The sequence below is a fragment of the Leifsonia sp. NPDC014704 genome, assembly GCF_043083605.1.
Taxonomy (GTDB): Bacteria; Actinomycetota; Actinomycetes; order Actinomycetales; family Microbacteriaceae; genus Leifsonia.
Genome location: NZ_JBIBYW010000001.1, coordinates 913,913 through 926,974 on the forward strand (window position 1 = coordinate 913,913; position 13,062 = coordinate 926,974).

The 13,062-nt window shown below is 69.3% G+C and carries 13 protein-coding genes; 5 read left to right on the forward strand and 8 right to left on the reverse strand.

Annotated elements, in window-relative coordinates:
* From cydD to ACF1AJ_RS04510, 3 genes are read right to left on the reverse strand one after another with little or no spacing between them, the layout of a single operon-like run.
* Window positions 1–1,689 carry a thiol reductant ABC exporter subunit CydD gene (gene cydD / locus ACF1AJ_RS04500; RefSeq protein ID WP_391506284.1) on the reverse strand — a complete coding sequence of 563 codons (1,689 nt, stop codon included), beginning with the start codon at window positions 1,687–1,689 and terminating at the stop codon, window positions 1–3.
* Window position 1,690: 1 nt separating this feature from the next.
* Entirely contained in the window at window positions 1,691–2,737 is a 1,047-nt protein-coding gene (gene cydB / locus ACF1AJ_RS04505) for a cytochrome d ubiquinol oxidase subunit II (protein ID WP_391506285.1), read from the reverse strand.
* A gap of 13 nt (window positions 2,738–2,750) precedes the next feature.
* Window positions 2,751–4,163 (reverse strand): cytochrome ubiquinol oxidase subunit I, encoded by a 1,413-nt coding sequence (locus ACF1AJ_RS04510; protein WP_391506286.1) that lies wholly within the window; start codon window positions 4,161–4,163, stop codon window positions 2,751–2,753.
* Window positions 4,164–4,256: 93 nt separating this feature from the next.
* On the opposite strand from ACF1AJ_RS04510, the gene ACF1AJ_RS04515 reads away from it, so the two are divergent.
* From ACF1AJ_RS04515 to ACF1AJ_RS04525, 3 genes are all read left to right on the forward strand, one after another.
* Window positions 4,257–4,625: a BlaI/MecI/CopY family transcriptional regulator gene (locus tag ACF1AJ_RS04515; protein WP_391506287.1), complete on the forward strand. Its 369-nt coding sequence runs from the start codon at window positions 4,257–4,259 to the stop codon at window positions 4,623–4,625.
* Complete coding sequence (locus ACF1AJ_RS04520) at window positions 4,622–5,578, forward strand: M56 family metallopeptidase (protein ID WP_391506288.1); 957 nt, start codon at window positions 4,622–4,624, stop codon at window positions 5,576–5,578. Before ACF1AJ_RS04515 ends, ACF1AJ_RS04520 begins: the two co-directional genes overlap by 4 nt.
* A gap of 75 nt (window positions 5,579–5,653) precedes the next feature.
* Window positions 5,654–6,343, forward strand: coding sequence for a DedA family protein (locus ACF1AJ_RS04525; protein WP_391506289.1), 690 nt, complete (start codon window positions 5,654–5,656; stop codon window positions 6,341–6,343).
* Here the strand turns inward: ACF1AJ_RS04525 and ACF1AJ_RS04530 are convergent.
* The 5 genes from ACF1AJ_RS04530 to ACF1AJ_RS04550 all read right to left on the reverse strand — a co-directional run bounded on the left by ACF1AJ_RS04530 (window position 6,336) and on the right by ACF1AJ_RS04550 (window position 10,585).
* Window positions 6,336–7,262, reverse strand: coding sequence for an ABC transporter substrate-binding protein (locus tag ACF1AJ_RS04530; RefSeq protein WP_018190885.1), 927 nt, complete (start codon window positions 7,260–7,262; stop codon window positions 6,336–6,338). The two genes, ACF1AJ_RS04525 and ACF1AJ_RS04530, sit on opposite strands and share 8 nt — an antisense overlap.
* Window positions 7,263–7,326: 64 nt before the next feature.
* Entirely contained in the window at window positions 7,327–8,064 is a 738-nt protein-coding gene (locus ACF1AJ_RS04535; protein WP_391506290.1) for an ABC transporter permease, read from the reverse strand.
* Window positions 8,061–8,750 carry an ABC transporter permease gene (locus ACF1AJ_RS04540; protein ID WP_391506291.1) on the reverse strand — a complete coding sequence of 230 codons (690 nt, stop codon included), beginning with the start codon at window positions 8,748–8,750 and terminating at the stop codon, window positions 8,061–8,063. Before ACF1AJ_RS04540 ends, ACF1AJ_RS04535 begins: the two co-directional genes overlap by 4 nt.
* Complete coding sequence (locus ACF1AJ_RS04545) at window positions 8,747–9,646, reverse strand: ATP-binding cassette domain-containing protein (RefSeq protein WP_309859303.1); 900 nt, start codon at window positions 9,644–9,646, stop codon at window positions 8,747–8,749. The genes ACF1AJ_RS04540 and ACF1AJ_RS04545 overlap by 4 nt, the downstream gene beginning before the upstream one ends.
* A gap of 282 nt (window positions 9,647–9,928) precedes the next feature.
* Window positions 9,929–10,585: a TetR/AcrR family transcriptional regulator gene (locus ACF1AJ_RS04550; RefSeq protein ID WP_391506292.1), complete on the reverse strand. Its 657-nt coding sequence runs from the start codon at window positions 10,583–10,585 to the stop codon at window positions 9,929–9,931.
* Window positions 10,586–10,786: 201 nt separating this feature from the next.
* Here ACF1AJ_RS04550 and ACF1AJ_RS04555 point away from each other — a divergent pair, with 201 nt between their 5' ends.
* Together ACF1AJ_RS04555 and ACF1AJ_RS04560 are read left to right on the forward strand one after the other, a co-directional pair.
* A complete protein-coding gene (locus ACF1AJ_RS04555; RefSeq protein WP_391506293.1) occupies window positions 10,787–11,887 on the forward strand; it encodes an App1 family protein in 1,101 nt (366 codons plus the stop codon).
* 79 nt (window positions 11,888–11,966) lie between these two features.
* Window positions 11,967–13,058: a winged helix DNA-binding domain-containing protein gene (locus tag ACF1AJ_RS04560; protein ID WP_391506294.1), complete on the forward strand. Its 1,092-nt coding sequence runs from the start codon at window positions 11,967–11,969 to the stop codon at window positions 13,056–13,058.
* The last annotated feature ends 4 nt before the right edge of the window (window positions 13,059–13,062 follow it).

The window sequence follows — 13,062 nt, forward strand, 5'->3', positions numbered from 1 at the left end:
TCAGCGGACACCGGACACCTCGCTCTCCTCGGACTGCGTGCTCGCTGCGGCCGCGGCCGACGCGTCGCGCACAGGCAGCGTGAGCACCACATCCGCCGACTCCGCCACCGCCGGCCGGTGACTCACCACGAGCACCGCCGTGCCGTCGTCCGCCGCACGCCGCACCGCACGCAGTAGGCGCGCCTCGGTGTCCGCGTCGAGCGCCGAGGTCGGCTCGTCCAGGATCAACACGGGGCACCGACGCGACCGCAGGCGGTACAGCGCCCGTGCGACCGCGACCCGCTGGGCCTGGCCGCCGGACAGCCCGGATCCGCCCGGGCCGAGCTCCAGCGTCGGGTCGAGCTCGGCGGCCGCAGCATCCCGCAACGCCGCGGCGACGCGTGCGTCCCTGTCGAGTGCGGAGCCCTCGTCGCCCAGTGCGACGTTCGACGCGATGCTGCCTGCGAGCAGCCCGGGCCGCTGGCCGGCCCACGCGATCGCCTCGCGCCGCCCGACCGCGTCGGTCCGGCCGCCCGCGTGGATGCGGCCCTCGGACGCGGTGAAGCCCAGCACCGCGCTCACCAGGCTCGACTTGCCTGCCCCGCTCGGCGCCCGGAGCACCGCGAACGTCCCCGGCGGCACCGCAGCGGTGAAACCGTCGACGACCGCGCGTCCGTCATATGCGATCCGTACATCCTCGAATGCCAATCCGGTGCCGGCGGCGGCATCGGCACGCGGCGTCACGACGTCCACGCTCTCCGCCGCCTCGATCACCTCGAACGCGTTCGACGCGGCCTCGATGCCCTCCGCGGCCGCGTGGTAGCTCGCGCCCACGTTGCGCAGCGGGAGGAACGCCTCGGGCGCGAGCAGCAGCACGAACAGTCCGACCGAGAGGTCGAGCGAGCCGCCGAGCAGGCGCAGGCCGATCGTCACGGCGATCACCGCGACGGACAGGCTCGCGGCCAGTTCCAGCACGAACCCGGAGAGGAACGACATGCGCAGCACCCGCATGGTGTGAACGCGATACTGCTCGCTCACCTGGCGGATCCGCGCCTCCTGGCGGTGCTGCCGCCCGAACAGCTTCAGCGTCGAGAGCCCCGCGACCACATCCAGGAACCCGCTCGAGAGGGTGGAGAGCGCCCGCCACTGCTGCTTCTGGGCCGCCTGGGTCGCCCAGCCGACCAGAACCATGAACACCGGGATGAGCGGGAGCGTGATCACGAGGATGATCCCGCTGGTGAGGTCGCGCCAGCCGATCGTCAGCACCAGAAGGGGTGTCGCGATGGCGGTGCCGATCAGCTGCGGCAGGTACTTAGCGAAGTAGCCGTCCAGCGCGTCCATGCCGTGACCGGCGACGAGCGTGACGTCGGCGGTGCTCCGGCGGGCGACCCATCCCGGACCGAGCCCTCCGACCGCCGCGACCAGCCGCTCCCGCAGCTGCCCGACGACGCGCGCTCCGCCGCGGGACGACACCGACTCGACCGCCCACAGCAGACCCGCGCGCACGACCACGACGAGACCGAGCAGGCCGACCGTCGGGCCGAGACTCGCGAGCGGCTCCCCGGCGATCGCACGCACCACGACATCCGTCAGCAGCCACGCTGAGGCGATGATGGATGCGGTCTGCAGCACCGCGAGCCCGGCTCCCGCGGCGAGGGTGCCGCGGGTCGCCGAGGCGTACCGCAGGAGTCGGGGGTCGAGCGGGCGCACGTCAGGCCGTCACGGGCTGCTGGGCGTCGTCCGCGCCGCCGGGCTCGGGAGCATCCTGCGGGATGTGGTCCCGCGTCACCCGCTTGCGGAAGATCCAATAGGTGAAGCCCTGGTAGACGAGGATCAGCGGAAGGAAGATCGCCGCGACCCACGTCATGATCGTCAGCGTGGTCTGCGAGCTGGACGCGTTCGCGATGGTGAGGCTGTTCTCCGGGTTCGGCGACGAGGGCATCACGTCGGGGAACAGCGCAGCGAACAACGACACGACGGCAAGGGCGATGGTGGCCGCCATGAACCCGAACGACCATCCCTCGGCACCGCGCAGGTTGGCGATCCAGGAGGCGACCAGCGCAACCGCCGCGAAGATCGCGAGCGCGAGGAACACCGGCGAGAAGTGCGAGATCGCCGTCCAGGCGAGGAACACCGCCGCGACAACGATGGCCACAACCCCCGAACGCGCGGCGAGCCGCCGTGCCCGGACGCGGAGGTCGCCATCCGTCTTCAGCGAGATGAAGACGACGCCGTGGGTGAAGAACAGCAGGAGGGTCGTCAAGCCGCCGACGATGGCGTAGCCGTTCAGGAGGTCGAACAGCGTCCCGGTGTAGTCGTGGTTGGCGTCGAGTGCGACGCCCTGCACGATGTTCGCGAAGGCGACGCCCCAGAGGAACGCGGGGACCGCGGAGCCGACGATGATCATCCCGTCGAACCACTTCTTCCACCGGGCGCCGGCGCGCTGATGCCGGTACTCGAACGACACGCCGCGCACGATCAGGGCGAGCAGGATGAGCAGCAGCGCCAGGTAGAAGCCGCTGAACAGGGTGGCGTACCACTCGGGAAAGGCGGCGAAGAGCGCTGCGCCTCCCACGATGACCCACGTCTCGTTGAGGTCCCAGACCGGGCCGATCGTGTTGATCATCACGCGGCGGTCGACGTCGTCGCGGCCGAGGAACGGCAGCGCCATCCCCACTCCGAAGTCGAAGCCGTCGAGCACGAAGTACCCCACGAAGAAGAAGGCGACGATGCCGAACCAGAGAACTGCGAGATCCATTGTCGTGCTCCTCCTAGTAGACCGTGGCGACGGGGATGGGCTCGCCGGCGTCGTCGAGGTGCTTCTCGATCGGCTCGGGCCCCTTCTGGGCGGCGCGCTTGATGAGCATGAACTCGACGACCGCGAGGGTGCCGTAGATGGCGGTGAAGGCGACGAGCGAGATCAGCACTTCGAGTCCCGTCGTCCCGGGCGAGACGCCGTCGGCCGTCTTCATGAGGCTGAACACGATCCACGGCTGCCGCCCCATCTCGGTGAAGACCCAGCCGACGATCATCGCCAACAGCGAGAGCGGCATGGCCCAGATCGCGATCTTCCACTGCCAGGCGCGAGTTGGTGTGCGGCCCTTACGGGTCAACCACAGTCCGACCACGGCGATGGCGACGTGGAGCATCCCGAGCCCGATCATCCAGCGGAACGCCCAGTAGGTGATCCAGATGGTCGGCGTGTAGTCGCCGGGGCCGTAGAGCTGCGTGTACTGCGCCTGCAGGTCGTTGATGCCCTCCACCGTGCCCTTGAGACTGTGCGTCGACAGGAACGACAGCAGGTACGGCACGCGGATCGAGAACAGTTCGTGCACGCCGTCCGGGGTGCCGAGGGTGAAGATGGAGAAGGAGGCGTCGGCACCGGTCGAGGTCTTGTAGAGGGCTTCCGCGGCGGCCATCTTCATCGGCTGCGTCTCGACCATCGCGAGACCCAGCTGGTCGCCGCTCAGGACCGTGCCGATCCCGGCGCCGACCATCAGCCAGAGACCGAACGTGAGCGCTGGCCGCATCGTCTCGAGGTGGTTGTTGCGCGAGAGATGCCACGCGGCGACGGCGATGATCAGGCCGGCCGAGACCATGAAGCAGCCGAAGATCGTGTGCGGGAAGGCGGCGACGGCGACCTTGTTCGTGAGCACGGCCCAGAGATCCGTGAGCTCCGCCCGGCCCTTTGCAGCGTTCAGGTGATAGCCGACCGGGTTCTGCATGAAAGCGTTCGCCGCGAGGATGAAGTACGCCGAGAGGATGCTGCCCACCGACACGATCCAGATGGTCGCCAGGTGCAGTCCTTTCGGGAGGCGGTCCCACCCGAAGATCCACAGCCCGATGAACGTCGCCTCCAGGAAGAAGGCGAGCAGCCCCTCCAGGGCGAGCGGCGCGCCGAAGATGTCGCCGACGAAGCGCGAGTAGTCCGACCAGTTCATGCCGAACTGGAACTCCTGCACGATGCCGGTCACCACGCCCATCGCGAAGTTGATGAGGAAGATCTTGCCGAAGAAGTGGGTCAGCTGCAGGTAGTGCGGCTTCCCTGTGCGGTACCAGGCCGTCTGGAAGATCGCGGTGCAGGTGACCAGGCCGATCGTCAGGGGCACGAACAGGAAATGGTAGATCGTGGTGAGCCCGAACTGCCACCGGGATAGCAGGAGCGGGTCCAGCATTTCGTTCACGTGCGTTCCCTTCGCCTCTTCTTCTACACATTGTAGAACCGAACTTCTACGAACTGTAGAACATTCTCAGCCTGATCGCGCTACTCTGGATTCGTGGCCAATCTCGGAGAACTCGAACGGGCTGTCATGGACGCCCTGTGGGACGGCGACGCCCCCATCACCGCGGGCGAGCTACGCGACAAGCTGGCGGCGGCCCGCGACACCGGAAAGGCACCGGCGCTCACGACGATCCTCACCGTCCTCTCCCGCCTCGAGGCCAAGGGGTTCGTCGGCCGCGATCGCGACGCCCGACCGCACCTGTACTACGCGGCCCTCTCGCGCGCCGGTCACGTCGCCGATCTGATGCGCGAAGTGCTGGAGTCGTCCTCTGACCGCACCGAGGCGCTCGCCTACTTCGTCGGCTCGGTCGACGAGTCCGAAGCCGAGGTGCTGCGCCGCCTGCTCGACGCCCGCAGCGTGTGAGCAGCGACCCCGCCGCCGGGCTCACCGGCGCGATCTTCCTGGGCGCGCTCGCCATAGCGCTCGCGTGGCCCGTGCCGCTGCTGCTCGCGCGCGCCAAGTGGCCCTCCGCCGCCCCCGTGCTGGCCGTCGCCCTCTGGCAGTCGATCGCCCTCGCGGGAGGCATCTCGATGATCGGCTCGCTGCTACTGGCCGGGCTGCAGCCGTTCGGCGACAACCTGTGGTCGCGCATCGGTGGAGCGGCTGCCTCGCTGTTCCACGGCCCCTTGCCGCCCGACGCCAGCCTCCTCAACGCGTTTCTGCTGAGCGCGGCCGTGCTGCTGACAGCCCACCTCCTCCTGAACCTCGCACTCACCTCGGTGCGCAGCCGCAACCAGCGCCACCGGCACATGGAGCTGCTGAGACTGCTCTCCTCTCCCCTGCCGGACGCACCGACCACCCGCGTGATCGACCATCCCGCGCCCGCCGCGTACTGCCTGCCGGGCGCGCGCAGCGTCACCGTGCTCTCCGAGGGCATGATCGCGCTGCTCTCCCCCGACCAGCTGGATGCGGTGGTCGCCCACGAGCGCGCCCATCTGCGGCAGAAGCACCACCTGCTGCTGGATGCGTTCCGCTCCTGGAAGCGCGCCCTCCCCTGGTTCCCCATCGCCACCCGGGCGCAGGACGCCGTCGCGTTGCTCCTGGAGATGCTCGCCGACGACACCGCTCGCCACGAGGCGGGGGACCGCGTGCTCGCGGGGGCGATCCGGCTCGTCGACGAGACGGGGCACGCGGGCGCCGTGCTCGGGGCTCCGAAGGACCGTCGGACGCCGGAGCAGCGGCGCGCCGCCCTCGTCGCCCGCGAGGAGCGCCTTGCCGACGGCCGCCGGACCGTCGGTCCCGTGCTGCGAGCGACCGTGGTGGTGGCCACGGTGCTGCTCGTCGTCGTGCCGCCGGTGGTCGTGCTCGTCAGCTGAGCGCATCCGCTCGATCCAGCAACGGGTCAGGCCGCGCCGCTACGCTTCGGCTATGCCGCTGCCCGGAGGGACGACATGAACGACGCGCTGACCTGGGTGCTCGACCTCGTACAGAGCGTCGACCCGGTGCTCCGGACGCTGCTGGCCGGGCTCGGCATCCTGCTCGAGACGTCCATCCTGATCGGGCTCATCGTCCCGGGCGACACGATCGTGCTGGTCGCCAGCACCGGCGTGGCGAACCCGGTCGAGTACGTCGCGCTGGTCGCCGTCGTCATCGTGGGTGCGCTCTGCGGCGAGTCGCTGGGGTTCGCGCTCGGTCGCTGGTTCGGCCCGCGCATCCGCACCAGCCGGCTCGGCCGTCGCGTCGGCACGCGCAACTTCGATCGCGCCGAAGCGTACCTGGCGCGCCGCGGCGGGATCGCCGTGTTCCTGTCGCGGTTCCTCCCGGTGCTGCACTCGCTCATCCCGCTCACGGTGGGGATGAGCCCGATGCGCTACCGGACCTTCATGGCCTGGACGGCTCCTGCCTGCGTGCTCTGGGCGTTCGCCTACGTGAGCGTCGGCTCGGCCGCCGCGGGAGGCTACCGCGAGCTGTCGCGAGAGCTGCACTGGGCGGGATACGCCTTCGTCGCCGTCATCGCAATGTTCATCATCGCGGTGTTCGTGGTCAAGAAGGTGCTCGGCAAGCGCGAGAGCCGGCACATGGAAGCGGCGGCCCGGGAACCCGAGCCGCCGCTTGATGGAGCCGACCGAACCGTTACTTGATCGGGTGGTCCTGGAGCCACTTCTTGGCGACGGCGTCCGGCTGGGTCTTGCTCGACCCCTGGTTCTCGCCGTTCATGTCGATGAGATCCTCGGTGGTGAGTTCCTTCGACACCTTGTTCAGCACGTCCTTGACCTTGTCGGACGCCTTCTTGCTGTTGATCAGCGGCACGATGTTCTGCGCGGCGATCAGGTTCTTCGGGTCCTTCAGGGTGACGAACCCGTTGTCCTTGATGGCCGGCGTCGTCGTGTAGATGTCGGCCAGCTGGACGTCACCGTTCTTGAGGGCGGCGACGGTCAGCGGTCCGCCGGAGTCACTGATCGGCTTGAGCGTCGCGGTGACGCCGTACGCCGACTTCAGCCCGGGGATACCGTAGGGGCGGGTCTGGAACTCGGGGTTCGCGCCGACGGTCAGCGGGTCGGTGACCTTCTTGAGGTCGTCAAGGCTCTTCACGTCCCACTTCTCGGAGAACTCCTTGGTGACGTTGTACGAGTCGGCGTCCTGGGCCTCGGACTGGTCGAGCACCTCGAAGCCCTTCGGCAGGGCGTCGTTGAGGCCGGCATAGACGTCGTCGCTCGAGGTCGCGGTGCTGTTCTTGTCGTAGAACTGGAGCAGGTTGCCGCTGTACTCGGGGATGAGGTCGATGGAGCCGTCCTGCAGAGCCTTCAGGTAGACGTCGCGCTGGCCGATGCTCGGCTTGTACGCGACCTTGACGCCGTTGGCCTCGAGCGCCTGGCCGTAGATCTGCATGAGGATCTCGGACTCGCCGAACGCGGCCGAGCCGACCGTGACGGTGTCACTGGAGGACGAGGCGGAGTCGCTGCTGAACGCGCCGCCCCCGGAGGAGCAGGCGCTGAGGGCGAGCAGCGCCCCGGCGGCGAGAACGCCGGCCGCGAGGCGGCTCTTCTTCGATGCGAACATGATCTTCTCTTCTCTTGGGTGCTCCCGGTCGGGAGGCTGGTGTGCTGGGTGGGACAGGACGGGTTCAGGTCGTGGGGGCGCCTTCCGGCACCGGGCGGGCGGTGGAGCGGCCCCCTTCGGCGCTGTCGCGGACGCGACCGGCGGTGACGCCGCGGGGCACGACAAGACGCTGGACGATGGCGAACAGGCCGTCCGAGACGAGGGCGAGGACGACCACGATGATGGAGCCGCCCAGGATCTCCGGATAGTTCTGCACCGCGATGCCGTCGAACAGGAATCGGCCGAGGCCGCCGACCGGCAGGATGGCCGCAACGGTCCAGGTGGCGATCACCTGCAGTCCGCCGGAGCGGATGCCGCCGATCACGAGCGGCAGGGACAGCGGCAGCTCGACCTTCGTGAACACCTGCCAGCCGGTCATCCCGATCGCGCGGGCGGCGTCGATGGGGGCGCGGTCGACCGATTCGAGGCCGGAGTACGCGCCGGCCAGGATCGGCGGGATCGCGAGGATCGTCAGCGCGATCAGCGGAGGGACGATGGTCAGGTTGGTCGTCAGCAGCGCCAGGTAGATGACCAGGCCCAGCGTCGGAAGCGCGCGCAGCGCACCCGATACGCCCACCGCGAGCCCGCGGAAACGGCCGGAGTGACCGATCGCGAAACCGATCGGCAGGGCGATGATCGCCGCGAGCAGCAGGGTGAGCAGCGAGTAGACGATGTGCTCGCCCAGGCGCGCGGGAATGCCGCTCGGTCCGGCCCAGTTGGCCGGGTCGCCGATCCACCCGAAGGCGGCGAGGATGTCGGTCACGCGCCGGTCACCGCCCTCATCGCCGCCCGCCTGCTGAGGCGGCCGGCTCGCCGGCTGGATCGGGTCCAGGGCAGCAGCACGCGCCCGAGTCCCACGAGGATCAAGTCGAAGACGAGCGCCACCACCATGATGAGGATGATGCCGACCAGGACCTCCTCAGTGTACGAACGGTTGAGGCCGTCCGTGAACAGGTAGCCGAGGTTCGGGACGCCCAGAAGCGCTCCGACGCTCACGAGGCTGACCGTGCTGACCGACACCACCCGGAGGCCCGCGAGCAGTACCGGACCGGCCAGCGGGAGCTCGACGGACCAGAAGCGGCGCCAGGCCGAGAACCCGACGGCGGTCGCCGACTGCAGCACGTCACCGGGCACAGAGCCCAGCGCGTCGGCGGTCGTGCGCACCATCAGCGCGAGCGCGTAGATGCTCAGCGCCACCACGACGTTGAGCGGCGACAGGATCTGGGTGCCGATCAGCGCGGGCATCGCGAAGAAGAGCGGAAGCGACGGGATCGTGTAGAGGATGCCGCCGATCGTCAGCAGCACGCCGCGGCTCCAGCGAAAGCGGTTCGCGACCCAGCCGATGGGCAGCGACACCACGAACCCGATGACGATCGGGAGCGCGGCGAGCCACACGTGGGTGACCGTGAGATTCCAGACCTGGCCGAGATTCGACCACAAGAAGCTCACGACGCGTCCTCACCCTGCGCCGGAGCACCCGCGACCGAGACGGTCGCGGCCTTTGCCTCGGAGGGAACGGCTGCGCCACGCGGCGAGCCGGAAAGGACGCCCGCTGCACGGCCGTCGCTGTCGACGAGCACCGAACCGGTCGCTGTCTCCTCGACGTGGAGTGCCCGGCGTCCGCGGTCGGCGCCGACGAAAGACGCGACGAACTCGTCGGCCGGGTCGGCCAAGATCTCGGCGGGCGTCCCCTTCTGCGCGACGATGCCGCCCTTCCGGAAGATGACGACCTGGTCGCCGAGCTTGAAGGCCTCGTCGATGTCGTGGGTGACGAACACGACCGTCTTGTCGAGATCGCGCTGCAGCCGGAGCAGCTCGTTCTGCAGATCGTCGCGGACGATCGGGTCGACGGCGCCGAACGGCTCGTCCATCAGCAGGATGTTCGGGTCGACCGCGAGGCCGCGGGCGACGCCGACGCGCTGCTGCTGACCACCGGACAGCTGACTCGGGTACCGGTCGGCGAGCGAACGCTCGAGCCCCACGGTGTCCATCAGCTCGAGTGCGCGCTCCCGGGCATCCTTCTTCTTCACGCCCTTGAGCAGCGGGACGGTGGCGATGTTGTCGACGACCTTGCGGTGCGGCAGCAGCCCGGAGTTCTGCATCACGTAGCCGATCGAGCGACGCAGGGCGACGGGCTTGAGCGAGAGCACATCCTCGCCGTCGATCTCGATCTGCCCGGAGGTCGGATCGACCATCCGGTTGATCATGCGGAGGATCGTCGTCTTGCCGCTGCCGGACGAACCGACGAGGACGGTGATCTTGCGCGACGGGATCACCAGCGAGAAGTCGTCGACGGCCAACGTCCCGTCCGGGAAACGCTTCGTGACATCACGGAACTCGATCACGAGCGGGCTCCCGTCGCCGGGGGCGCTGCGATATCCGTGTCGCGGGATGCGGAAGCTGGTGCGGCCATCCCACCCAGCCAAACAGCGTCTGGCCGATTGCGCAATGGAATGCGTCGAATTGTGGCATTCAGGGTCGGTCGCACTGCCGGCCCCCCTTCTGTCGGTGTCACGGCCGTCCGGCGCGTTCGTTCCTTGTTCGGAACGCGCGCCGGTGTGGATGGCAACTTGCCACCGACCACCGACATTCCCGCCGGACGGGAATCCAGCAGAACCGCTACGGAGTCAGGACTCGGGGCCGAACCGACGCTCCAGGTACTCGCGGGCGACCGTCCTGGCCTCGGCGATGTAGCGCTCGTCGCCGTTCGGGTCTTCCACGAAAGCGCGCGTGATCAGGGAGTCCATGATCTCGACGACGACCTGGAGGCGGAACGCCAGATCTTCTCCGGCCGGCAGCCCGTACTCGTCGGCGAGGATCTGCGCGAACTGGTTGGCGAACCCGGTGTCCTGGGCGACGTCCTCATCGCCCGCGCCCGCGCGCTCGGCGCCCGAGAAGCGGATGATGCGGAAGCCGCTCTCGGTGCGGAACATGTCGACGAACGCGTCGATCGCGCACTCCACGGCGTTCCACCAGTGCTCGGGCGACTGGGCGTCGATCGCCTCGACGACCGAGCGGCGGTACCGCAGCAGCGCGCGGTCGCGCAGCGCCTGCAGCAGGACGATGCGGTCAGGGAAATAGCGGTACACGGTCCCGATGGACGCGCCGGCGCGTTCGGCCACCATCGCGGTGGTGAGCCGATCGAAGCCGATCTCGTCGACCACTTCGGCGGCGGCGTCCAGGAGGGCGTCGATGCGCGCTGCGCTGCGCTCCTGGATCGGTTCCGTGCGCACGAGCGGCGCTCCGACGGTGTTCTGACCGGCGACCAGATCGTTGATGGGCACGAGGGCGGCTCCTTCTTTCTCTCGAACAAGGTGGTGGTGCGGGTCCCCAGCCCGGCGACGGGATCACCGTCGCACTACCGGGATCATATTCGGGGAAACCTCACTTCCGCTGGGGAATACCCTTCGACGCGCCGCAGAAATGTCCCCCAGATCTGGGGGATGCATTCGTGTGCACGTTCACTCCATGAGAAAATGACTCAGATGCCCTCCCCCGAATCGCGCCCCGAGCACGTCTCCGGCGACTCCGTCGCCCGTCGCGGCGCCGCGGTCGAGCCGATCATGCACCGTGCCGCGCGCATCGAGGACGCGTTCCACGAGTTCCGTGCTCGACGCGCCCGCAAGCGCGGATTCCTCGCGACTGTGGTCCCGTACACCGGCTACGGCTCGCCCAGCTGGGTGCGTATCCTCGGCCGCGTCGTCCTCGCCAAGGACCCGCGGCCCGGAAGCCGCGCCGAGCGGCTGCACCGCAAGCGCGAGGAGTCGGTCCGCGGCTGGAGGTCGTTCATCAGCGTGCCTCTGGCGGAGACGACGGTGACGGTCGAGATCGAGGGCGACCGGCACGAGGTCGTCACCGATCGCGGCGGGGTCATCGACACGGTGGTCCCCGTACAGCTCGCACCGGGCTGGCACACGATCAAACTCTCGACCTCCGAGTCGGCGCGCGTGTTCGAGGCCCCGGTGTTCATCGTCGACCCGAAGGCGACCTTCGGCATCATCTCCGATGTCGACGACACGGTGATGGTGACGGCACTCCCCCGCCCCCTGCTCGCAGCGTGGAACACCTTCGTGCTGGACGAGCACGCGCGCGTTCCCACGCCGGGCATGGCGGTCCTCCTGGAGCGGCTTTCCGCATCCCACCCGGGCGCGCCCGTCATCTACCTCTCGACGGGGGCCTGGAACGTCGCGCCGACCCTCACCCGGTTCCTGAACCGCAACCTCTTCCCCGCCGGTCCGCTGCTCCTGACGGACTGGGGCCCGACGCACGACCGCTGGTTCCGCAGCGGTCGCGAGCACAAGCGGACGAGCCTCGATCGTCTGGCAGAGGAGTTCCCGGGGCTCAAGTGGCTGCTCATCGGCGACGACGGCCAGCACGACGAGGACCTCTACGGTGACTTCACGACCGAGCATCCGGAGAACGTCGCCGCTGTCGCCATCCGGCAGCTCTCCAGCGGCGAGGCGGTGCTCGCCGGTGGCCGCTCCAAAGCAGACAAGCACGCGGAGTTGTCCGGCACGCCGTGGGTGTACGCGCCGGACGGCGCCGGCCTCAGCGAGCAGCTGACCGAGCTCGGCCTCCTGCGTTAGCCGTCCCGGCCCGGCCTGCTCGCCGCGGTGCGCCCCGCCCGGGATGCGCGCGTCGGCGGTGCCTGGCAAGCTGACTGCCATGCCTGCCAGCCGCTCCGACCTGCTCCGCCTCCGCCGGCTCGCCCACGCGATCGACGGTCCGCGCGAGCCGGACGTGAGCTCCGTCGCACGGCGCATGCTGGCCCTCCAGGGTCAGGACTTCGCCGCGGGCTGTTGGGCGCTCGCGCTCCGGACCACCGGCGCGACCCAGAGTGACGTGCTGGCCGCGCTCGATGCCGGCACCGTCATCCGGTCGTGGCCCATGCGCGGGACGCTGCACTTCGTGCCACCGGAAGACCTGTGCTGGATGCTCTCGGTCACCATGGACCGCATGGTGGCCGGTCTCGCGCGGCGTCAGCAGCAGCTCGACCTGACCGCAGCCGACTTCGCCCGAGCGGCCGACGTCGTCACCGGGGCGTTGACGGGCGGCAGGAGTATCGGTCGAGCCGAGGCGATGCAGCTGTGGGAGGACGCGGGCATCGCGACCGCGGGCCAGCGCGGCTACCACCTCATCTACTACCTCGCTCAGACCGGGCTGCTGTGCTGGGGTCCCGTCGTCCGCGCCGGCAACGGGAACCCGACGCAGGCGCTGGTGCTGCTCGACGAGTGGGCGCCGGCACCTCCCGCGCTCGAACCCGACGAAGCCATCGCGCAGTTCCTCCTCCGCTACCTCCAGGGCCACGGTCCGGCGACGGTGAAGGACTTCGTGTGGTGGACGAAGGGGACGGTCGCGGGCGCCAAGACGGCGCGTGCGGTGCTGGGGGATGCCCTGACGACCCTCGAGGTCGACGGGGTGGAATACCTGCTGACCGCCGAGCTGGCCGACCGCGCAGCGTCCACTCCCCCGACCCGCGGCGAGAGGGATGCCGTGCACCTGCTGCCCGGCTTCGACGAGTACCTGCTCGGCTACCAGGACCGCTCGCCCATCCTCGACGACGACCACTGGGAGCTGATCGTGCCGGGCAACAACGGCATCTTCCAGCCGATCATCGTGGCCGGAGGACGGGTCGTCGGGACCTGGCGTCGCGAAGGCGGCCGTGTCACCCCCCTGCCGTTCGCCGCGCTGAGCGCCGCTCGCGAGGCCCATCTCCAGCGGTCTGCACGCGCGTACGCGTCGTACGCCGCCGGGTAGCGTT